Annotated in this window: 25 protein-coding genes; 18 read left to right on the plus strand and 7 right to left on the minus strand. The window is 41.9% G+C overall.

Going from position 1 to position 20046, the window contains the following annotated elements; translation table 11 throughout:
• The first annotated feature begins 288 nt into the window (after window positions 1–288).
• Window positions 289–1323: an aldo/keto reductase gene (locus tag LCM10_RS02090; RefSeq protein WP_224874260.1), complete on the plus strand. Its 1035-nt coding sequence runs from the start codon at window positions 289–291 to the stop codon at window positions 1321–1323.
• A 4-nt stretch (window positions 1324–1327) separates the two neighbouring features.
• Window positions 1328–1684: a cupin gene (locus tag LCM10_RS02095; protein WP_224874261.1), complete on the plus strand. Its 357-nt coding sequence runs from the start codon at window positions 1328–1330 to the stop codon at window positions 1682–1684.
• Window positions 1685–1825: 141 nt separating this feature from the next.
• Here the strand turns inward: LCM10_RS02095 and LCM10_RS02100 are convergent, their stop codons facing one another.
• Window positions 1826–2368, minus strand: a complete 543-nt coding sequence (locus LCM10_RS02100) for a GNAT family N-acetyltransferase (RefSeq protein WP_224874262.1) — start codon at window positions 2366–2368, stop codon at window positions 1826–1828.
• Between the two features lie 119 nt (window positions 2369–2487).
• On the opposite strand from LCM10_RS02100, the gene LCM10_RS02105 reads away from it, so the two are divergent.
• Genes LCM10_RS02105 through LCM10_RS02115 form a run of 3 tightly spaced genes read left to right on the plus strand, consistent with a single transcriptional unit; the run spans window position 2488 to window position 4333 of the window.
• Entirely contained in the window at window positions 2488–2961 is a 474-nt protein-coding gene (locus LCM10_RS02105; protein ID WP_224874263.1) for a GNAT family N-acetyltransferase, read from the plus strand.
• Window positions 2958–3422 carry a GNAT family N-acetyltransferase gene (locus LCM10_RS02110; RefSeq protein WP_224874265.1) on the plus strand — a complete coding sequence of 155 codons (465 nt, stop codon included), beginning with the start codon at window positions 2958–2960 and terminating at the stop codon, window positions 3420–3422. The genes LCM10_RS02105 and LCM10_RS02110 overlap by 4 nt, the downstream gene beginning before the upstream one ends.
• Window positions 3419–4333, plus strand: coding sequence for a Nif3-like dinuclear metal center hexameric protein (locus tag LCM10_RS02115; protein WP_224874266.1), 915 nt, complete (start codon window positions 3419–3421; stop codon window positions 4331–4333). Before LCM10_RS02110 ends, LCM10_RS02115 begins: the two co-directional genes overlap by 4 nt.
• 105 nt (window positions 4334–4438) lie before the next feature.
• On the opposite strand, the gene LCM10_RS02120 is transcribed toward LCM10_RS02115, so the two are convergent.
• Both LCM10_RS02120 and LCM10_RS02125 read right to left on the minus strand, forming a co-directional pair.
• Complete coding sequence (locus LCM10_RS02120) at window positions 4439–4825, minus strand: sporulation protein (protein ID WP_224874268.1); 387 nt, start codon at window positions 4823–4825, stop codon at window positions 4439–4441.
• On the minus strand, window positions 4825–4956 hold the full coding sequence (locus LCM10_RS02125; protein ID WP_224874270.1) for an FbpB family small basic protein: 132 nt from the start codon (window positions 4954–4956) through the stop codon (window positions 4825–4827). Before LCM10_RS02125 ends, LCM10_RS02120 begins: the two co-directional genes overlap by 1 nt.
• Before the next feature lie 376 nt (window positions 4957–5332).
• On the opposite strand from LCM10_RS02125, the gene LCM10_RS02130 reads away from it, so the two are divergent.
• From LCM10_RS02130 to LCM10_RS02140, 3 genes are all read left to right on the plus strand, one after another.
• Entirely contained in the window at window positions 5333–5953 is a 621-nt protein-coding gene (locus LCM10_RS02130) for an ArsR/SmtB family transcription factor (protein WP_224874272.1), read from the plus strand.
• 77 nt (window positions 5954–6030) lie between these two features.
• Window positions 6031–7302, plus strand: coding sequence for an MFS transporter (locus LCM10_RS02135; protein ID WP_412103372.1), 1272 nt, complete (start codon window positions 6031–6033; stop codon window positions 7300–7302).
• A gap of 64 nt (window positions 7303–7366) precedes the next feature.
• Entirely contained in the window at window positions 7367–7792 is a 426-nt protein-coding gene (locus LCM10_RS02140; RefSeq protein ID WP_224874275.1) for a DUF1801 domain-containing protein, read from the plus strand.
• Window positions 7793–7882: 90 nt separating this feature from the next.
• Here the strand turns inward: LCM10_RS02140 and LCM10_RS02145 are convergent, their stop codons facing one another.
• Window positions 7883–8224 carry a YqzG/YhdC family protein gene (locus tag LCM10_RS02145; RefSeq protein ID WP_224874277.1) on the minus strand — a complete coding sequence of 114 codons (342 nt, stop codon included), beginning with the start codon at window positions 8222–8224 and terminating at the stop codon, window positions 7883–7885.
• A gap of 152 nt (window positions 8225–8376) precedes the next feature.
• Here LCM10_RS02145 and LCM10_RS02150 point away from each other — a divergent pair, with 152 nt between their 5' ends.
• The gene (locus LCM10_RS02150; protein ID WP_224874279.1) at window positions 8377–8997 is read left to right on the plus strand and encodes a TetR/AcrR family transcriptional regulator; all 621 of its coding nucleotides are present in this window, start codon (window positions 8377–8379) and stop codon (window positions 8995–8997) included.
• A gap of 21 nt (window positions 8998–9018) precedes the next feature.
• On the plus strand, window positions 9019–10434 hold the full coding sequence (locus LCM10_RS02155; protein WP_224874281.1) for an MDR family MFS transporter: 1416 nt from the start codon (window positions 9019–9021) through the stop codon (window positions 10432–10434).
• A gap of 57 nt (window positions 10435–10491) precedes the next feature.
• Here LCM10_RS02155 and LCM10_RS02160 read toward each other — a convergent pair whose 3' ends face one another.
• Entirely contained in the window at window positions 10492–11922 is a 1431-nt protein-coding gene (locus LCM10_RS02160) for an MDR family MFS transporter (protein ID WP_224874283.1), read from the minus strand.
• A 211-nt stretch (window positions 11923–12133) separates the two neighbouring features.
• Here LCM10_RS02160 and LCM10_RS02165 point away from each other — a divergent pair, with 211 nt between their 5' ends.
• From LCM10_RS02165 to LCM10_RS02185, 5 genes are all read left to right on the plus strand, one after another.
• Window positions 12134–12850: a class I SAM-dependent methyltransferase gene (locus tag LCM10_RS02165; RefSeq protein ID WP_224874285.1), complete on the plus strand. Its 717-nt coding sequence runs from the start codon at window positions 12134–12136 to the stop codon at window positions 12848–12850.
• Between the two features lie 213 nt (window positions 12851–13063).
• A complete protein-coding gene (locus tag LCM10_RS02170) occupies window positions 13064–13699 on the plus strand; it encodes an FMN-dependent NADH-azoreductase (protein ID WP_224874286.1) in 636 nt (211 codons plus the stop codon).
• A gap of 266 nt (window positions 13700–13965) precedes the next feature.
• The gene (locus tag LCM10_RS02175) at window positions 13966–14625 is read left to right on the plus strand and encodes an O-methyltransferase (protein WP_224874287.1); all 660 of its coding nucleotides are present in this window, start codon (window positions 13966–13968) and stop codon (window positions 14623–14625) included.
• A gap of 122 nt (window positions 14626–14747) precedes the next feature.
• Window positions 14748–15392: an SDR family oxidoreductase gene (locus LCM10_RS02180; RefSeq protein ID WP_224874289.1), complete on the plus strand. Its 645-nt coding sequence runs from the start codon at window positions 14748–14750 to the stop codon at window positions 15390–15392.
• Between the two features lie 204 nt (window positions 15393–15596).
• A complete protein-coding gene (locus tag LCM10_RS02185) occupies window positions 15597–15764 on the plus strand; it encodes a hypothetical protein (protein ID WP_224874291.1) in 168 nt (55 codons plus the stop codon).
• Window positions 15765–15886: 122 nt separating this feature from the next.
• On the opposite strand, the gene safA is transcribed toward LCM10_RS02185, so the two are convergent.
• On the minus strand, window positions 15887–16516 hold the full coding sequence (gene safA / locus LCM10_RS02190; protein WP_224874292.1) for a SafA/ExsA family spore coat assembly protein: 630 nt from the start codon (window positions 16514–16516) through the stop codon (window positions 15887–15889).
• Between the two features lie 157 nt (window positions 16517–16673).
• Here safA and LCM10_RS02195 point away from each other — a divergent pair, with 157 nt between their 5' ends.
• The 3 genes from LCM10_RS02195 to LCM10_RS02205 all read left to right on the plus strand — a co-directional run bounded on the left by LCM10_RS02195 (window position 16674) and on the right by LCM10_RS02205 (window position 19342).
• Window positions 16674–17399 carry an HAD family hydrolase gene (locus tag LCM10_RS02195; protein ID WP_224874294.1) on the plus strand — a complete coding sequence of 242 codons (726 nt, stop codon included), beginning with the start codon at window positions 16674–16676 and terminating at the stop codon, window positions 17397–17399.
• Between the two features lie 38 nt (window positions 17400–17437).
• Window positions 17438–18151: a nucleotidyltransferase domain-containing protein gene (locus tag LCM10_RS02200; protein ID WP_224874296.1), complete on the plus strand. Its 714-nt coding sequence runs from the start codon at window positions 17438–17440 to the stop codon at window positions 18149–18151.
• Between the two features lie 486 nt (window positions 18152–18637).
• A complete protein-coding gene (locus tag LCM10_RS02205) occupies window positions 18638–19342 on the plus strand; it encodes a class I SAM-dependent methyltransferase (RefSeq protein WP_224874299.1) in 705 nt (234 codons plus the stop codon).
• 108 nt (window positions 19343–19450) lie between these two features.
• Here the strand turns inward: LCM10_RS02205 and LCM10_RS02210 are convergent, their stop codons facing one another.
• On the minus strand, window positions 19451–19837 hold the full coding sequence (locus LCM10_RS02210; RefSeq protein ID WP_224874300.1) for a sporulation protein: 387 nt from the start codon (window positions 19835–19837) through the stop codon (window positions 19451–19453).
• Window positions 19838–20046: the final 209 nt, after the last annotated feature.

Genomic DNA, 20046 nt, shown 5'->3' on the forward strand with positions numbered 1-20046 from the left:
TATTTGCCAAAGGTAATACCTCGACTTACTACATTCTATGTATCTTTGTCCATATGGTATGGACGAGCGCCTGTTTTTCACAGTTTTTTTAAGAATGTTGCGGTTAGCCTGTCCCCGCTGAATAAAAAATGGAGTGATTGTAGAAAGGAGTAAACAAAAGAGGCGGTGAATCAGTAAGATGATTCACCGCCTCTTTATACTTTCATTATAACATATAACAAATGGAAAAATTAGACTATAAAATCCACTATTTCTTTTTTATAATCAAGAAAGTCAGGAGGCGGTAATTTGATCAAGGGGCATGCGAACCTAAAGGGAACAAGGGAGTATTTTGCAAGGAACCTTAATATCAGGACTAAAAAAACACCATGGTTCGAGGTTTCACGGGTTGCATTGGGAACACATCTTGGAGAAATGACGGAAGAAGATTCCAAACTGTATAGAGAATCGTTATCTTATGCTTTCACAAACGGCATTAATTTCACTGATACAGCCATCAACTATCGAGGGATGAGATCTGAAAGGGATATCGGAAGGGTGATTTCTCGATTGATCAAAAACAACAGCCTAAAAAGGGGAGAATTTGTTCTTTCAACAAAAGCGGGCCTCGTCCCTGGTGATATCGAGGCAAAGCTCGTGCCAAATGACTATCTGCAGGAAATCCTCTTGAAGCATGGCATCATTGCTGAAAGTGACCTGAATATCGTTGGTCATAGAAAACATGTGATGGCGCCAAGTTATTATGGGTTTGCGATGAATGAAAGTAGGAAGCATCTTAATGTGGAAACAATTGACATTTACTATATCCACAACCCGGAGGTTTCCATGATGGTCCTTGGGCCAAAGGCATTTTATGAGAAATTGATCGAACTGTTCGTTTTTCTGGAACAGACTGTTAGAGAAGGGAAGATCCGATTTTACGGAATCGCCTCTTGGGATGGTTTTCTCGTCAGCCCATCCGATTCTTCATATCTATCCTTGGAGGAAGTTACGAAGGCAGCAGAAATCGCCGGTGGGAAAGAGCACCACTTTAAATTTGTGCAGTTTCCTTTGAATGAGAGAAGAGTGGCAGCAATTGACTACCATAATCAATCTGTTTCAAGTTTGCCCATGCCCACTTTGAAAGCTGCCAAAGAACTTGGACTTTATTCCATGACCAGTGCTCCATTGGAATTGGGGAAGCTGATTGGTCGGAAAAGGCCCCCTTCAAGCTTATTGACAACAGTGATGAATACTCATCATGTGCATTCCGTGATGGTGGGCATGAAGCATGTGAGCAGCGTCAAATCGAATATACAAACCATTTTAAAAAAAGGTGGCTGAGCCCATGAAAATATACACATTTAAACAGGGGAATGGGAAGAAGATTACCCAATTCGATTCGGATTTCATCATGTCGAGAATCGTCATGACAAGTAAAGAAGCTCATATCGGTTGTATGTATTTAGAAGAGAACGGCCTCATTGGTGATCATCAGGCAGTGGTGCCTCAGTTGTTACTGATTGTACATGGTGAAGGAATCGTCCGTGGAGAAGATCGGCAACTTATTCCCGTGACAGCTGGTGATGCTGTATTCTGGGAGAAGGATGAATGGCATGAAACCAGATCTTCAGAGGGATTAGCAGCCATCGTGATTGAAAGTCCGGAATTGGATCCATCTCCCTTCATGAAATTGAGGGATTGACAATTTTACGATGATAAGTTAGTTTTTGCTGGATAGGAATTGAGAAGAAGCCCTTATTCAGGGCTTTTTCTAGTTGTTTATTCCATAATTGTTTGAGGCGCAGAATTCCGTTACGCATAAATCTTCACGGGCCCAGTGGGGTTAAGATTTCCATTCTTCACGAAGCATACCGTATACAACATGATTCACGTAATGATCATATAGCCATTCAGCCTGTCTGATTGTACCTTCTTTAACGAACCCCAAGCGCTCAGGGATGCTTCGACTTTTCAGATTGCCGGCAGCAGCCCGGATGTCCACTTTATTCAAATGATGATAATCAAAAGCATAGTTCGTCAGTGCCTTTGCTACTCGAGTCATGATCCCGTTACCCTGATACTGATGATGAAGCCAATAGCCAATATAGGCCGTCTTATTCGACCAATCAATCGAATTGAACCCTGCAGTCCCCACCATCGTCCCTTTATAGAGAATGACTGTGTTCATGCTTCTATTCTCCGCATACCCTTTCATACTTCCCTTTATGAACTCTTTTGTGTCTTCGACTTCTTTTGTGTAATCAATCCAACCGAGCCATTCCTTCAGATGCTCCCTGGAAGTGTCAACCAATTGGAACAAACTTTCCGCATCTTTTAGGTCCGTTAACTTCAATGATATTTCTTCATCAACCTTATGAACGAACATTTTTTACACCCCTATTAAGTAATATTGTATAATTCTACTATATTATTAGTAAAAATTCTCAATAAATAAATATTTTACTATTATTTAACCATGAATTATTCATCTGGAGGGAAACAACCATGCGGATCTTTGAACTGAAAGAGCGGAAAGATTTAATTGAAGAGGCGGTTCATGTTTTTTGGAAGCAATGGGGCAGTGATGATAGCTATCTGTTTTACAAAGATTGCATGCTGCGTTCATGTGAGACAGAAGCGGACGTGCCACGATTTTATATTGCAGTGGAACAAGAGAATATCATCGGGACCTTTGCCCTGCTCCGGAATGATCTTAACAGCCGTCAGGACTTAACTCCATGGCTTGCTTGCTTATTTGTTCATCCTTCGTATCGCGGAATGGAAATAGGGTCACGTTTTCTACAGTATGCGTTGGATCAAGCGGCTAGTAAGGGGTACGAAAATGTATACCTGGCGACGGATCTTGAAGGGTACTATGAAAAATATCAATGGAACCATTCCACCGACGGCTATGGTTTGGACGGGAACCCAATCAAGGTGTATGTTCAGTCCACAGAGAGACAAGGGATCGATTCATGAAGAACATAGGATGGGGATCGTTATCGGACCTTGAAGATTTAGTGGATATTGATAAACGAGTGATCGGGAGTGAACAAAGACGGGATGTGATTTTGGAATCGATTACGTGTCGCCAATGTCTGGTCTATAAGATTGAAGGGGAGGCAGCTGGGTTTCTGTTGTTTCATGACCATTTCTTCAATCAATTGTTCGTTTCGTTGGTTATCGTTCATCCCCAATATAGAAATAAAGGGGTAGCAAAGGAACTATTTCGGGCAATAGAACATGAGATGGGAGATAAGAAAATATTTTCATCCACCAATCAATCCAACGCTCTCATGCATCACCTCTTTCACTCAATCGGCTATGTTAAGAATGGATACATTGAAGAGCTGGATGAAGGTGATCCGGAAATCATCTATGTGAAGAAAATCCAGCAAAGGCATTTGATCCTAAACGAATTGAAGGGGGAAATGCGTTGACTTTACTAAGCGATATCGTAAATAAATTGAATGATGAGTTTGTTATCGAAGCATATGGAAAGGACGCTTCTTTTAGTAGATTCCTTCCCCAAGCGTATAATTCCCGATTTGATTGGAAGGCTGAATTTGAAGAAGGATTCACCCACTATTTCAACGGACTGATGATTCGGGGCTTACAGACAGTGGGAAGGGTCCATCTTGCAGTTTTCCCCACGGAGGACGTACTTGAGCGTTTCATTAAGGAGAGTGATCCAGGAGACCTCTTGTTTATGCACCACCCGATCGTTATGGAGTGCGGGGATCCTGAAGGTGAATGGGGAAGGGGGTTTGTTCCAATCCATTCCCGCTATATTAAAAGAATAAAAGAAAAACAGTTATCGGTATATACGTGCCACATTCCCATGGACTTCCATGAGAGTCTAGGAACAAGCATGGCCATCCTCAAGGCAATGAAGGGGAAAGTCATTGATGGGTTATTGCAGAATGAACGAGGCGAAAATCTCATCCTGATAAGTGAAATTGCCACCATCAGCACGAATGGGTTAATTGAACAATTAAAAGGGATCTTCGAGGTTCCTTATCTTGATGTAGAAGGAAAGCAGCATAGAGAGATTAACCGTGTAGCCATTGTAGCAGGGTGCGGAGACAAGGTCGATTGGATGAAGCAAGCTGAAGCGAAAGGAGTTCAAGCATACATCAGTGGTGAAATCCATTGCCATATCGATAATGAATACGGCCGGTTACGTTATCATCAAATGATGGAATATGCAGAAGAAACAACGATGTCACTATTAGGGGTTTCACATTCAGCATCCGAGTATCTTGTGAAAAGAACGTTAATAAAAGATTGGTTTGAAAAGGTGCTTGGTATCGAAACGAATTTACTACCGCAAAAGAAGTGGTGGCTTTAATTTTCTATTAGAGTTGCGTGTTATAAATGAGTGAGTTCTTGTAAGGCATGTTGAGGTACTTAATAAGAGAAAACACCAGGAAAAGGCGTTTTCTCTTTAATTTATCTAGCAAACAATCGAGATCCAATCTTCATCCAAGCTTTCAACGCCTTTGTCAAACGTCAATTTTGTCTTGAATAGGTAGCGGACCCCTTTTTCATTTGCTTTTAGGGTTTTCGGTAATCGATAAACAAAGTTTAGCTTGTTCGTTTCGTCTGGCTTCAGTTCTTCTCTTTTATAGATGGTTGTGGAATCGATGGTTCTTTCTTGTGAATGCTTATCAACCATGATCAGGTCACATTCAATCCGCTTCAGCTTTTGCTTTACAATCCCGCCTTCGAGCAAGAAATGGCCATTCAGGAGTTCTCCGGGGGAGAAGACTGTCTTTGGTAATACAAGGTCGATTTTCGCTGAACCGATCCCAAACAAAGAAGCATATTTCCTTAACAACATTATGTTTTCTCCTTTCCATTTTTAGCGTGTTTAAGATCTAACTTCCTTTCAATTCTTTCTACTTCCTTTTTGTTTGACAAAATTTGTTCTTTATTCGTTTCAATTAATTGCTGCAGATTCTTTTTGATCAATATTTTTGCATCCTTTCCATTAATGAGATAGAAAAAAAAGACCTTTACCATTACCGGTAAAGGTCTTTATCTACATATATGAACCTTCACCAGTCGGTAAAGGTCTCGCTAACAACGATGTTGTCAATAAAGCCGAGAGTGCGTTGACTCCGTAATGACGACTTTATTGTATAAGCTACTCCCCTTTAGGAGAATATGAAATTATAACACTATCATAATTGAGGGATGCACCATTGTCAATTATGAGCTCGGTTTGCAGGAAAATGTCGAACGAAAAACGGAGGGAATCATTGTAAAGATGGAAAACATTGTGATAAACTCTTTTTACACGGTAAAATAATTTTTACCGAATAAAATATCAACAGGGGATGCTGTTATGAAGTCCATGTTTATCATCAAGGAATATGATCAATTGAAAGCATTGAGTGACCCATTCCGCATCAAATTGATGATGCGGCTTGTAGAAAAGCCTTATACTGGCCAGCAGCTTTCCGAACTATTTGAAATGTCCCGCGCGCGTATTCATTATCATTTGAAGGAATTAGAGAAGCTGGGATTGATCGAGATTGTAAAAACGGAAGAGAAGAATGGGATTTTACAAAAGTTCTTTCAGTCTGTTTCCAGCGGATTTTACCCTGACGCCAGTCTTCTCCCACACAAAGAAGAGATTAGCGAAACGAAGAGATTGATGATGTACGGAATGATGGAACGTACGATGGGAAGAATTCTTGAAGCGCCAAGTTCGGCATTCGATGAAGCAGGGGATAAAGATCCATCCGAGTGGAATATATTGGCTTCTTCATGGGAGACCGTGACGTCTGAGGAAAACTTCAAATGGTTCGTAAAGGAATATTTTCAATTGGTAGGGGAGTTTCAAAGAAGAGCCAGAGAGGAAGAAGAAGTTGAGCAAAATACTTATTATCTGACAGGAATGGGGTTCGAGGTGGCGGAATCCAAGTTCTCGGAACGGATAATGGAAAAAGAAAAAGACCGTTGATCGGTTTTTTTTACCAAGACAGTAAAAAAAAATTTACCGAATAAAATATTCATACAGATGAAGGGGAGATTGTGATGATCGATTTATTGTTTAAGAATAGGAATTTTGCATCCTTGTTTTTTGGCCGTCTTGTTACGAATATGGGGGACAGCATCTATTATGTTGCAGCAATGTGGCTTGTCTATGAACTTGGAGGAAGTGCTTTTTATACTGGGCTAGCCGGTTTCTTAACACTTTTACCGGGAACATGTCAGTTCCTGGCGGGCCCGCTTGTGGACAGATGGCAGATTAAGAAGGTACTTGTCTGGACACAACTGATCCAAGCAATGCTTGTCCTAATGATTCCCCTTGCACATTATACTGGATACCTCACTGTCACCTTCATCTTAGTCATCATGCCGGTGATATCGGCTCTCAACCAATTCGCATATCCTGGTCAATCAGCTTTACTCCCACGAATTTTGCGAAGGGATCAACTTGTTAAAGGGAACTCGCTCTTTTCATTCGCTTTCCAAGGAGTGGATCTCGCGTTCAATGCGCTTGCAGGCATTGTTCTGACCATCGTCGGGGCCATTACGCTATACATGTTCGATGCAGTTACCTTTATTGCGGCAAGTATCCTGTTCAGCTTGATCCAGCTTAAGGAAGGGAATCAACCACAGAAAAAGGTGAAATTAACAGATACGATACATCAATACAAAGAAGATTTGGTGGAAGGTTTTTCCATCGTTTTTAACTCTCATCTGGCGAAATTCCTGTTAGGGTCCATCGTCGCCAATTTTGCGATAGGATCGACTTATGCCGTACTGCCTTCCTTCGCTGATGGAAGAGGCGGATCGGAGCTTTATGGTCTTTATCTGGCTGCAATTTCAGGCGGTGCATTGTGTGGAGCGCTTCTTGCTTCATTGCTGGGAAAGTATCCGATTGGCAAGCTGACCATTCTTTTATTCCTGACAGGAGGAATGATGTGGATCACATCAGGAATGGTAAAAGTCAATGGATTTAGCATCATCCTGTTCGGCCTCTCCTGGATTCCGATAGGTGCAACGAATGTCATCTTTGGTGCAGCATTACAATCCATGGTTCCGAGTCATCTTCTCGGAAGGATATTCTCCGTCACTGCATCTTTGGGGGCAATGGCGATGCCACTTGGTTCTCTATTGGGAGGGTACTTTGCCGATTTATTCAGTCCGCAAATGGTCTACTTAGTAAGTGCAACGGGTATTCTTTTTATTGCATTGGTTTGGTCGATCAACGGAACCCTTCGGTCACTTCCTTCACCTTCAACGCTTGATCCGTCTGCACTTGGATTGCCTAATGACACTGCGCAAGTTACAGAGTCTGTCTAAAAAGGATAATCTTCACAGAAGAGCGAATTACTAATAGAAGAAACATGATCAGAGGAGTGGTAGCTTGTACGAATTGAAAACAAAGCAAAATGAAAACAGCGTTCTTGAATTCATCGAGCAAGTGGAGAATGAGAAGAAGAGGGAAGACGCATACAGATTATTGGATATCTTCGCTGAAGAAACCGGATACCCGGCAAAAATGTGGGGACCAAGCATCATCGGATTCGGTTCTTATCATTACAAGTATAAGACTGGACACGAAGGGTATTCTTTCCTGGCAGGATTCTCACCACGCAAGGCAAAGATCAGCTTATATTTCGCGCCTGGTGATACTCAACGGGAAAGCCTATTGAAAAAATTCGGAAAGCATACAACAGGGAAAGCATGCGTCTATATCAATAAAGTAGACGATATCGATGAAGTAGTATTGAGAGAGTTAATCAGAGCATCGATATCCTTTTTGGAGAAAACCTATCCCGATGGGACCTGAATCCGGTTAGTAGTCCGACCGACAGCTCAGTTAGGATACGGTACTAAAGAATATACGCTAAAAAACTGCTGACATCATCAGCAGTTTTTTTTAGCGTGATACTTCCTTAAATGATATTTGTTTTAACTCCTCTGTTTTTGAATCAAATCTGATATTGATTAGAACACCGAATTCCTTATTACTTCCTTTTAGCCAAAGCTTGAATTTCTCAGTGCTATACCCATCACTATCCTCACGGCCGATGTGAAGATAATCGACGATCTGGGCTTCTGGGTATCGCTCTTTTGTCTTTTGCATGGCAATCCGTCCCCATTTGGCATAAGAAGGGACCGTGACCCCTATGGAATCCAGGTTCTCAGCCGCGGCGTTCGGTACATGGATAGAAAGTACAATCATACTAATAAGGATGAAACCAGGGAAAAATTTTATCATCAAATTTTGTTCCTTTCTTTTTTTATAGCTTTTGTTAATTTTTAATTTGTATTCTCTAATGTGTCTTTCCTTTGACAGGTGACAACGTGTCATATATAGTGAAAGGGTCTTGTGTATGACAATGTGTCACTTTTTTCGGAATGGAGGTCAACATGCCTAAATCTACATTTTATAACTTGAAAAATGAGAAGAAGCAGGTGCTGATTGAAGCTGCTAAAAAGGAGTTTTCACGTGTTTCTCTTTATGAAGCGTCGATTTCAAATATCCTAAAATCTGCCGGGATTCCCAGAGGCAGTTTTTATCAATACTTCGAAGATAAGGAGGATGCTTTTTTTTATTTGCTCAATGAGCATGCAAATGAGAGGCATGAGCAATTCTTATCAAATTTACGAAAGTTAAACGGGGATGTGTTCGAGGCGGTCACGGCAATCTTTATACACACCTTAGAGCGCTCGCATACAGAAGGGCAGAATAATTTTATTAAAAACGTCCTGATGAATATGAATTATAAGATCGAAACGGCTTTCACCAAGTTCCTAAGTAGGGAAGAGTTGGACAAAAGGTATGAAGAAGTCAATGCCCTCGTAGATTTCAATAGCCTTAATATTTCTGGTCATCAACAGCTTTATCATCTCTTACAAATACTATCCGCCGTTACATTCCATAACCTCGTTCATAGTGTTTCAAACGAATTGAGCATCGAGGAAGCAGTATCTAAATATAGATTCGAGGTTTCAATGTTAAAGGCAGGATTGTCTAAATCAAGTTTATAGATTATGGAAAGAAGGGAGAATATGAGACCAAATTCATCTAATCAATCAATTGAATCAATTAACAAAACCCCATTGCTGATCGTCTTGATTTCCGGGGCATTTGCGGCCATATTAAATCAGACCCTCTTAGCTACTGCACTCCCTCATATCATGGCGGACCTGCACCTCGAGGCAAGTACGGCTCAGTGGTTAACGTCGATATTCATGCTGGTAAATGGGGTCATGATCCCAATCACTGCCTTTTTGATCGGCCGCTTTACAACCAGATCCTTGTTTCTCACCGCGCTTGGATTGTTTGCAGCGGGGACGATGATCTGTGCAATTGCTCCAAACTTTATCATTCTAATGGTTGGAAGGGTGATACAGGCATCTGGTGCAGGTATCATTATGCCTTTGATGCAGACCATCCTATTCCTTATATTCCCAGTCGAAAAAAGGGGGAGTGCCATGGGGATGTTTGGCTTGGTCATCTCTTTTGCTCCGGCAATCGGGCCGACGTTATCGGGATGGCTCGTTGATCAGTTTCCGTGGAGAAGCTTGTTCTACATCATTTTGCCGATTGTCATCATTGATTTAATCGTTGCTTACTTCGTCCTTGTCAACGTCACAAAGCAAACGTTCCCGAAGGTCGATATTTTATCAATCCTTTTATCCTCACTTGGTTTTGGCGGGTTGCTTTATGGATTCAGTACTGCCGGTACGGCTGGTTGGGGAAGCGTGGAAGTAGTGACTGCGATGGTTGTGGGCTCCGTTTCGCTGACCTTCTTCATCCTCCGACAGTTTAAGTTGAAACAGCCCATCCTCGAATTCCGGGTGTTCAAGGAGAAATTATTTGCACTTACAACAGCACTTGGGATGGTTGTTTTCATCGCTATGATTGGAGGAGCAACAATCCTGCCCATCCTAATGCAGACCATGCTTGGGTTTTCAGCGTTTGAATCTGGACTGATGCTCCTTCCGGGTGCACTGATCATGGGCTTCATGAACCCCATCACTGGCAGGATTTTCGATAAGTTCGGGGCAAAGTGGCTGGCGATCACAGGACTATTATTGATTTCGGTGACCACGTTCATGTTCACGAATCTGCACGCCGATACAACGTTTACGTATCTCGCCATCGTCAACGCCGCCAGGATGCTTGGTGTCGCTATGGTCATGATGCCAGTCACCACTGCAGGTTTGAATCAGCTACCGAATCATTTGATCCCACATGGTACGGCTATGAATAATACGATGCGCCAAGTTTCAGGAGCAGTGGGTACAGCCTTGCTCGTTACCGTTATGACAACTGCTGCTCAGCCAGCAAGGGGAGTGGAAGGCATGATTCATGGGGTGAATGTATCCTTTATCGTTGCAGGAATCTCTGCATTAATCGGATTGGTCCTTGCCCTATTTGTGAAAGATAAAAAACCTGAAACCATCAAGGGAACATCATAATACGCAAAAGCCTGCACCCAATCTTTGGATGCAGGCTTTTCTTTATCATATGAATTTTCATTCAGCCGCTTCTTCTTCGGCAGGTGAGGCTTTCCTGATGAACAATGAAACGACGAACGCTGTACACGCCAAGCCTAATGCAAACCAATATGCACGATGGACGCCGTAGGTCATGGCATCATTCATAAGGTTTGCTGCCGGGGCACTTGAATGTTCTTCAATATAGTTCGTACGGCTATGAGTCATGATACTGACGAATATTGAAACCCCCAACGCTCCGGAAACAGGCTGCAGCGTATTGGCTATGGCAGTTCCATGCGGATAAAGTTTTTTTGGAAGTTCATTCAATGCATTCGTTTGCGAAGGCATCATGATCGCCGAGATGGATAACATCAACAGAATGTAAACAATGATGAAAAGCATGGTGGAAGTACTCTCACTAATGGTACTATAAAAAATCATGACACCAAGCAGGACGATGGTTCCTGGTATGATCAGCTTTCTCGGTCCGTACTTATCGAAGAGGGACCCCATGACAGGAGAAATCAACCCATTCAGAAGGGCACCTGGCAATAGAATCAAGCCAGCCATCTTTGCAGAATATCCAAGAGGTCCTTGTAAATACATCGGCATGACAATTTCAGAGGCAAACATGGCCATGATGACGATGATGAACAATATGACCCCGCGGGAGTAACTTTTGTATTTAAACACTCGTACATCCAGAAGGGGTTCGTCTAATCGTAACTGTCTCAATACGAACCAAATGAGGCTTAAGGCACTCGCAATCAGGATGAGAAGGATATTTACGGATGTGAAGCCTTCCCCCGACTCTCCTGCTGTACTAAAACCGTAAATAATACCTGAAATTCCGATCGAAGAGAGAATGATTGATAAGATATCCACTTTCGGCCTTGTCACTTCTCCGACATTCTGTAGATACTTCCATGCGAATAGTATCGATAATAGAGAGAAGGGAATGACTGTAATAAATAACCATCTCCAACCAAGCGTATCGACAATGATGCCTGACAAGGTGGGTCCAATGGCAGGAGCGAACATGATGACAAGTCCGAACGTCCCCATGATCTTACCACGTACTTCGGGCTTGTATATGAGCAGAATGGCATTCATGATGATGGGAATCAATAAACCGGTCCCGACTGCCTGAATCATCCTGCCGACCAATAGCATCGGGAAGGTCATGGCACTTGCTGCAATCACTGTTCCCATAAGGAAAACAGTCATGACGCCTATGAACATCTGCCTGGTCGTGAACCATTGAATCAATAGGGCAGAAATCGGCATCAATACACCCATCACCAGCATAAACCCGGTCGCAAGCCACTGTACGGTCGGAGCGTTTACAGAAAACACATCCATAAGTTCAGTCAGCGCAATGTTCAATAATGTTTCATTCAATATGGCGAAAAAAGCCCCGATCATGAATGTGATCATGATGGCTTTAGAATTTAGGTTTGATTCCATCAGATTCCTCCAATTAAATTCATCTAATAAGTTAAAAAAACTTTTGTATAGTGGTAAGTCATCCATCTAATATAAAATTGAAACAGCTTAAGAGTATGAAAAGGTCACTTTTCACTCTGCCTGGATTTCAAAAGTCACATCTATTAGTTTATAGTAATGAAAGGATCTCTACAATATTTTAATCAATTACAAGGGGAGGAGAACGGAATCAATGACAGACATAAAAAGTACATACGATAAGTTGGCAAAAACCTATCAACATGATATCGATACAGCAAGCCCTTACAATGCGTATTATGAGCGACCGGCGATGATCAGTGAATTACAGGATGAAATCGAAGGGAAGTCGATCCTTGACGCCGGCTGTGCTGCAGGGTGGTATACGGAATACTTTGTGAATGAAGGAGCTAAGGTCACGGCAATTGATTTAAGCCCTGAAATGGTAAAGGCTACAAAACATCGAGTGGGAAACCTTGCATCTGTTCTATGCCATGATCTTCAGGCACCTTTACCGTTTGAAGATGATTCCTTTGATTATATCGTCAGTTCCCTCACACTTCACTATTTTGAGCATTGGGATGATACATTCAAGGAATTTAATCGGGTATTAAAACCAGGCGGGACATTATTGTACTCCATCCATCACCCGTTCATGGATTTTACCCGGAATCATCGGGATGATTATTTCAAGACAGAAACCATTACTGAAACGTGGAAAAAACCTCATATCACCATTGATGTCACCTTTTATCGAAAACCTCTGGAAAGGGTCTTGAATGACACAGTGAAGCATTTCCATCTTGAGAAATTCATTGAACCCAAGCCCCAGGAAAGAATGAAGCAAATAAAAGAAAAATCTTATCATTACCTGATGAAAAAGCCACATTTTCTGATCATTAAGGCGAAATCCAAAAAGCCCCTAAAATAGGGGGTTTTTTAGATTGGTTCAGTTATAGCATATCGTACGTACCAACTGTTGCCCGGGTTAAAAAAGGAATTCGGTGAACGCGTAAGCAAAATAGTTGAAGAAAGTACTTATATGCCTTACAATAATCTCGAATTCATAATATATCCGTTTGAGATATATTGGCTTACACTTATGGATTTCAACTTTATTCATTCAGAAAGGGAGATTTTTTTTATGACAAAAGTATTGTACATCACTGCTCATCCTCATGATGACACTCAATCATTCAGTATGGCAGCCGGCAAGGCTTTCATCGAAACGTATAAAAAGGAAAACCCGACACACGAAGTTATGCCAGTGGATTTATATAAAGAAGATATTCCGCATATCGATGCAGATGTATTCAGCGGCTGGGGCAAGCTTCAGACTGGTAAAGGGTTCGAGGAACTTTCAGACAGTGAGAAGGCTAAAGTCGGTCGATTAACGGAACTTGTCGATCAATTTGTGGATGCAGATAAATATGTATTCGTTACTCCGTTCTGGAACTTTTCATTCCCTCCTGTCATGAAGGCATATATCGATTCTGTATCAGTAGCAGGTAAAACATTTAAATATACAGAAAATGGTCCGGTTGGATTACTGACTGATAAGAAAGCACTTCACATTCAAGCTCGTGGAGGCGTATATTCTGAGGGACCTGCTGCAGCAATGGAAATGGGACATCGCTACCTTGAAGTCATGATGCAATTCTATGGCATTCCATCATTCGAAGGGTTATTCATAGAAGGGCATGCAGCAATGCCTGATAAAGCACAAGAAATTAAAGAAGATGGTATAAAGAGAGCCCAAGACCTTGCTCATACATTTTAAGTGATGGAGTCGGCGATTGCCGGCTCTTTTTTATATGAATGAACTTAAGGATTTCTTTGTAAGGCTGTTTTGTTATACATTGTTGCTCGTGAACAGTAAGCTAGTAATGGTTGATTTTCGCCCGGGTTCTTCCGCTAAATCAACCTCTACTTGCATTTTCAAAGCCACATTATTTACGAAAAAACCTACACAAAAGGAATATTATGTTAATATAGTGAAGGAACTTTCGGAAGTTTCAATCCATTACATAAAGGGGATCACTATTCATGACTCAACAAGTATGGCAAGAAGTCGATCAATATTTTACTGAAAAGCTCCACAAAGAAGATGAGGTAATGGAAGGCGTCATGAAAGCCAATGAACGTGCAAATTTGCCCAGCATCGATGTTTCTCCAAATCAAGGGAAGCTTTTGCACCTCCTTGTGAAGATGAAAGGAGCGAAGCGCATTCTTGAAATCGGGACACTTGGTGGATACAGCAGTATCTGGATGGCAAGGGCACTTCCCGAAGACGGGACGCTGACGACGCTTGAATACAGTGGGAAACATGCAGAAGTTGCCAAGGAGAACATGAAGGCTGCCGGTATGGATGATAAAGTCACGGTTCTGACTGGGGCTGCACTTGATACACTGCCGCAACTGAAGGGTCAAGCATTCGATTTCATCTTCATCGATGCGGATAAAAAGAATAATCCTCACTATATAAAGTGGGCAATTGAACTCTCGAGTCCCGGGGCGGTCATCATAACGGACAATGTCGTGCGTGGAGGGAAAGTGACGGACACCTCCATCCATGATGAAGATGTTAGAGGAGTAAGGGAATTTACGGACATACTATCTAAAGAAGAGCGTATTGACAGTACCGCTGTTCAGACGGTCGGATCGAAAGGATATGATGGATTCATACTGGGTATCGTAAAGGGTTGATTTTCAACTGGCGGTATTGACCGGCCCAGCTATAAGGCAATTCCTGAACAAATCATTTGTCATGTCCTAATATACATGTCACCATAACATCATAGAAAAAAACAACAAAGGAGATGGACAAAGTGAAAGTAGCTGTAGTTGGAGCAAACGGACAAATTGGAACTCATTTACTCAAACTTTTAAAGGATAGCGGAGAGCATGCCCCAAGAGCCATCGTAAGAAAAGAAGAGCAAGCCAGATCGTTCGAAAGTGAAGGGATAGAATCGGTTTTAGTAGATCTGGAAGGCACAGTGGATCACATACGTGAAGGCTTGAAAGGAGTCGACGCAGTCGTATTTACTGCAGGATCCGGTGGTAATACGGGGTCCGATAAGACACTACTGGTCGATTTGGATGGTGCCGTCAAAACGATGGAAGCTGCAAAATCGTCTGGTATCGATCGTTTTATCATGGTAAGCGCATTTCAAGCGCATAACAGGCAGAATTGGAATGAATCATTACTGCCTTATTATGCAGCAAAGCATTATGCAGACAAGGAACTTGAACGAAGCGGGCTGACCTATACGATTATCCGGCCGGGTGGGTTACTGAACGATCCAGGAACCGGCCAGGTAGAAGCAGGCGAGAATTTATCAAGGGGATCCATACCCCGTGAAGATGTTGCCTCAACAATCATAGCATCATTAGCTGAACCACACACATACCACCGTGGCTTTGATCTGATTTCTGGCCATGAAAGGATTACTGATGCAATCAAGAAAATATAATCTAGAAAAGGCGTGATGACCCGAATGGGGTCATCACGCTTTTTACTGTTATCAGCATAATTTCCGTTCTGAGTTCGTAACGATGACTAAACTATGATGCAACTCGTTCAGCCAAACAGACTGTTGGCTTTTAACTGTAAAACAAAAGGTAGTAGGATAGAAATGTGTTACCATAGTGATGCAGTAAGTGTTAAGGAGGTACCAATGGAAGCATTATTATTCATCATCATACTCATCCTTTTTCTAATTGCAATAATCCTGACCAGGATTTTATTTTTGGTAAGTGCAACCTATAAGAGAGTGGCGAGGATCACCGAAAAGCCCGACAAGGCGAGAGAAGCTTATGAAAAGTACTTATCAGAAAAAACATGAGCGAAAGCCATTCTACAACAGTGAAACTTTTGGGAAGTAGGGGGCATTCTCTGAGTGAGTCAGGATATCAAAAAAAGGTTGGATCATCTAATATGATCCAACCTTTTCTGATATCCTCCTTTTTATCTTTTAATGAACATCTGTGTCCAATAATGGCCGTATGAGCCGCCTTTTACATAGCCAACGCCAATTTCAGTGTAAGTTGGAGAAAGGATGTTCTTTCTGTGTCCCTCGCTGTTCATCCAAGCTTCCACAACCTCTGAAGGTGTTCGTTGACCGGCTGCGATGTTTTCACCTGCAGCCTGATAAGAAATACCGAAGTCCTTCATCATTTGGAACGGTGATCCGTAAGTAGGGGAAGTATGACTGAAATAGTTCTTATCGATCATATCCTGTGACTTATATTTTGCCACCCTCGATAGCTCCCAGTTTTCTTTCAGCGGGGAGAGTCCTACTTTGGCACGTTCCGCATTGACTAATCTCACCACTTCATATGTATAGTTTTGAGCGGTTTGATCAACACCTGGAATCGCAATGCTTTGACCAGGATAGATAAGATCGGGATTACCCAGCTGTGGATTTGCGGAAATCAGCTCAGATACACCTACCTGATATTTCACCGCAATCTTCCACATCGTATCCCCGGATTTCACCGTATATGTACCTGCAGCGGATACTTCCGAATCCTTTCCAATACCAGTGACTAAAGTGACAGACAACAACAGAATGAAGATTAATTTTAATGTTTTCATAGTTCTATTGAAATATAATTCAGAAAACGTTTAAACAGGTAGTTGTTGCCATGCAGCACGAATCCACTCATAATAACACTTAGTAATTTTTACTAGGTTAGGATAGTATGAAAGTATGAGGGGAATTTGATTGAGAATATGTAATAGGAGGGATTAAATGAGGAATGGTAACTACCGGTGCTTGCTTTTCGATCTAGATGATACCCTTTTCGACCATACCCGTTGCTTTAAGGAAGCGATCATTAGCATGGTCAACAGTAACGACTGCCTCAATCACCTAGATGAAGAAATGTTTTTACATACGTTTATAAAGGTGAATCACACACTTTGGAAGGACTTTCAGGAAAAAAGGCTCACATTTCAAGAATTCACCATCAATAGGCTGTCATTGACTTTGGATGAATACTCCTTGAACCTTTCGCACGACGAAGTGAAAGTGATCAATGAACGTTATCATGAAAATTACCTGCAGAACATCGTGCCTGATCAACATGTGATCCAATTACTCAACCGTTTACATGAAAAATACACATTGGGCATCCTTACGAACGGGACCATACATAATGCATATAAGAAAATTTCCAGACTGGGATTGAGTAAGTTCTTCAAAGACGACCAACTATTCATCTCAGAAGAAATCGGTCGTAGCAAACCGGACCCCTTCACTTTCCTTCATGTATCAGGAAGACTTGGGATCTTGCCTGAGAACACTTTATTTGTTGGGGATAATTATTACACTGACATATGCGGCGCCGATGCCGTTGGGATGGATACGTTGTGGGTGAACCCATCATTTTATAAGGAGCCGTTGGATCTGACACCTACATTCACTGTTCAAACCATTCTTGAGCTCGAGGAAGTATTGTTACGTGAAAATAGGTAAATCCTCGATCCAACATCCATAAGAAAGGGGCTTGTTTCATGAGAACAGAGAGATTACTGCCTGAAGAAGCTGCAAAATTATTTACTGATGAAAACTTTTTGACGAGTTCAATCGTCTTATTAGGAGGAAGTGTCGTAAGAGGAGAAGCGACGGAGACGTCAGACCTTGATATCGTTGTAGTAGACGATCGTGTTGATCAAGCTTACCGGGAATCCATCATCGCTCATGATTGGCCGATTGAGGTCTTTGTTCACAACCGAGAAACGATTTATCAATTTTTTGAAAAGGATTGTGAGAGAGCACGCCCTTCCTTGCCGAGGATGGTGGCTGAAGGAAAAGTCATTAAGGACGATGGTTCAAGTAAATTACTAAAAGAGCATGCCCTCCGATTATTGCTTGATGGTCCCCCTGAGTGGAATGAAAGTACAATAGGGTTGAAACGATATTTTTTAACCGATTTGCTCGATGACTTTATTGGCAGCGTGCTGCATGCTGAATCGCTTTTCATAGCAGGAGCACTCGCCACGGCACTGCACGAATTCGTCTTGAGGACAAACCGAATGTGGATTGGTTCATCTAAGTGGATTGTTCGTGCATTGAATGATTTCGATCAAAACTTCGCTGATGAATTTGTAAACTGCTTTGATTGCTATTACAGAACAGGGGATAAGGAGCCTGTCATCAAGCTGGTGGATCTGGTATTGCAACCATATGGGGGCCGTCTGTTCCACGGATTTTCTTTAGGGAAGTGATGAAGAATAACTGAATGTGAGGTGGGGATATTGACTACTCTTTTCGTTGTATTAGGATGTATTTTCAGCGTACTGGCAGTAGGTTATTTCGAATGAATTGTTTCAGGATCGATGAGCACTATATTTTGTTATATCAAGCCTCAAGCCGCACCATAATTGGAGAGCGGTTTTTTTGTCTTTAAACAAACGGGAGTTCGGTGTAATGTGTTTGTAACAAATGTAACATAATTTCCTAAACCTGGCCAATTGCACCCACTCAACAACTCTTTATTTTGGCCAGCGTGCACCTTTATTAATGCCGTATATTCTAGTATTAAAGCCCTCACCTTCTTCAAAATAGGGGTATTGGATGCTTTTCTAGGGCTTAATTTAGGGAGTTAAGTAGGTTTCAATCACTGTTAAATTAACATTTTTGTAAATACGTGGTAACACCATGATGGGTGGTTTGCTGTAAAATTAACCTATATTCATAAAGGGGGAAAACAAGTGAAAGAGACCATCCATAATGAGGAAGAACTATTCGATATGCTTGATACATATATAAGGGAACCTGAAGAATTTTGGACGGATTTCTATCGGGATCGGGACAAACAGATTCCTTTCTTTAAGAATATTCCTGATGAACTTTTGGTTTCGATACATAAAGATGGGATCATTACAAAGGGGAAAGCACTCGAACTCGGATGCGGGCCGGGAAGGAACGCGATTTACCTTGCAGAGAACGGGTGGGAAGTCGATGCGGTGGATATCTCCATGACTTCTTTACAATGGGGTGAAGAACGTGCCTTGGAAAAAGGCGTGTCGGTTAACTTCATTCATGACAATATATTCAAGATGCATGTTGAAGAAGGTGCATATGATCTCGTGTTCGATTCAGGGTGTTTTCATCATATCGCTCCCCATAGAAGATTGAGCTATACTCGATTGGTTGACAGGGCTTTGAAGAAAGGAGGACATTTGGCGCTCACTGCCTTTATGAAAGGCGGGTCCTTTGGTGGCGCTGACATGTCTGATTGGGATGTGTACAGGACTGGTTCGCTCAGAGGCGGAATGGGATATGATAAGAAGCAGCTTATGGAGATCTTCTCAAGATTTGAGGCTGTTGACATCAGACTAATGGAGGATTTGGACGAGTCTCAAGGGATGTTCGCTCTGTCCGGTTTGATAAAAGCCTTTTTCCGTAAAGAATAGAGTTCAAAAAAAACGTTCAGTCGGGTACCGACCCCAAAAAGTTAGAGTGAAAAAACTAACTTTCGGGGGTGAGCACCTCGAGGCTGAACGTTTTTCAATAGTATTCTATTAAGCTATGATACGGAAATCATCATGATCAATCCTATTGATCCCATCATCGAATACAAGGCGGGTGACGAGTTTATAAGAGATTGATTCACTGCTTGGAGGATAGGAGTCCGCCAATCTGCATGAAAAGCTGATTCTTTTCATTTCATTTGCCTTCATGGTTGATGAACTCAAAATGGTATTGTGATGAAGGACGGAAGACCGGTCTTCAGTGTGATTATACTGTAATAGTTCCGTCTCGATACGTTTCAGCTTCTGCTCGATCCTTCCCCCGATGATTTCATATTCGCCTTGGATCACTTCCCCGGGACGAAAATCTTTTTTGCTTAAGACCAAATCAATTTTTGTAGAGCCGATACCGAATCTGCACATCAGTTTACTAAACATAAAAGCAATTCAACCTCTCAATCATCTTGTTACCAATTCTGCCTGGAGAGCTTTGGTTTCATTAATCAGGATCAATATAAATTCAAACCTTATTGTAAGAGAAACCCGCTTGACTGTCTAGCCCCCTTTGTCGACAAATTTTGCGTGGTGCTAACGGGATCCGCGCCACCATTTTTTTCGGATAGTTGCCGAATGGAACCTTCTTAATT

Source organism: Rossellomorea aquimaris (assembly GCF_020171925.1).
Taxonomy (GTDB): Bacteria; Bacillota; Bacilli; order Bacillales; family Bacillaceae_B; genus Rossellomorea; species Rossellomorea aquimaris_F.

Coding starts and splice junctions, on each gene's coding strand:
- LCM10_RS02165 (WP_224874285.1), top strand. CDS start 12,134: ATGACAGACATAAAAAGTACATACGATAAGTTGGCAAAAACCTATCAA.
- LCM10_RS02100 (WP_224874262.1), bottom strand. CDS start 2,368: ATGTTCGTTCATAAGGTTGATGAAGAAATATCATTGAAGTTAACGGAC.
- LCM10_RS02185 (WP_224874291.1), top strand. CDS start 15,597: ATGGAAGCATTATTATTCATCATCATACTCATCCTTTTTCTAATTGCA.
- LCM10_RS02195 (WP_224874294.1), top strand. CDS start 16,674: ATGAGGAATGGTAACTACCGGTGCTTGCTTTTCGATCTAGATGATACC.
- LCM10_RS02110 (WP_224874265.1), top strand. CDS start 2,958: ATGAAGAACATAGGATGGGGATCGTTATCGGACCTTGAAGATTTAGTG.
- LCM10_RS02155 (WP_224874281.1), top strand. CDS start 9,019: ATGAGACCAAATTCATCTAATCAATCAATTGAATCAATTAACAAAACC.
- LCM10_RS02160 (WP_224874283.1), bottom strand. CDS start 11,922: ATGGAATCAAACCTAAATTCTAAAGCCATCATGATCACATTCATGATC.
- LCM10_RS02170 (WP_224874286.1), top strand. CDS start 13,064: ATGACAAAAGTATTGTACATCACTGCTCATCCTCATGATGACACTCAA.
- LCM10_RS02210 (WP_224874300.1), bottom strand. CDS start 19,837: ATGTTTAGTAAACTGATGTGCAGATTCGGTATCGGCTCTACAAAAATT.
- safA (WP_224874292.1), bottom strand. CDS start 16,516: ATGAAAACATTAAAATTAATCTTCATTCTGTTGTTGTCTGTCACTTTA.
- LCM10_RS02175 (WP_224874287.1), top strand. CDS start 13,966: ATGACTCAACAAGTATGGCAAGAAGTCGATCAATATTTTACTGAAAAG.
- LCM10_RS02130 (WP_224874272.1), top strand. CDS start 5,333: ATGAAGTCCATGTTTATCATCAAGGAATATGATCAATTGAAAGCATTG.
- LCM10_RS02120 (WP_224874268.1), bottom strand. CDS start 4,825: ATGTTGTTAAGGAAATATGCTTCTTTGTTTGGGATCGGTTCAGCGAAA.
- LCM10_RS02095 (WP_224874261.1), top strand. CDS start 1,328: ATGAAAATATACACATTTAAACAGGGGAATGGGAAGAAGATTACCCAA.
- LCM10_RS02145 (WP_224874277.1), bottom strand. CDS start 8,224: ATGATAAAATTTTTCCCTGGTTTCATCCTTATTAGTATGATTGTACTT.
- LCM10_RS02200 (WP_224874296.1), top strand. CDS start 17,438: ATGAGAACAGAGAGATTACTGCCTGAAGAAGCTGCAAAATTATTTACT.
- LCM10_RS02105 (WP_224874263.1), top strand. CDS start 2,488: ATGCGGATCTTTGAACTGAAAGAGCGGAAAGATTTAATTGAAGAGGCG.
- LCM10_RS02150 (WP_224874279.1), top strand. CDS start 8,377: ATGCCTAAATCTACATTTTATAACTTGAAAAATGAGAAGAAGCAGGTG.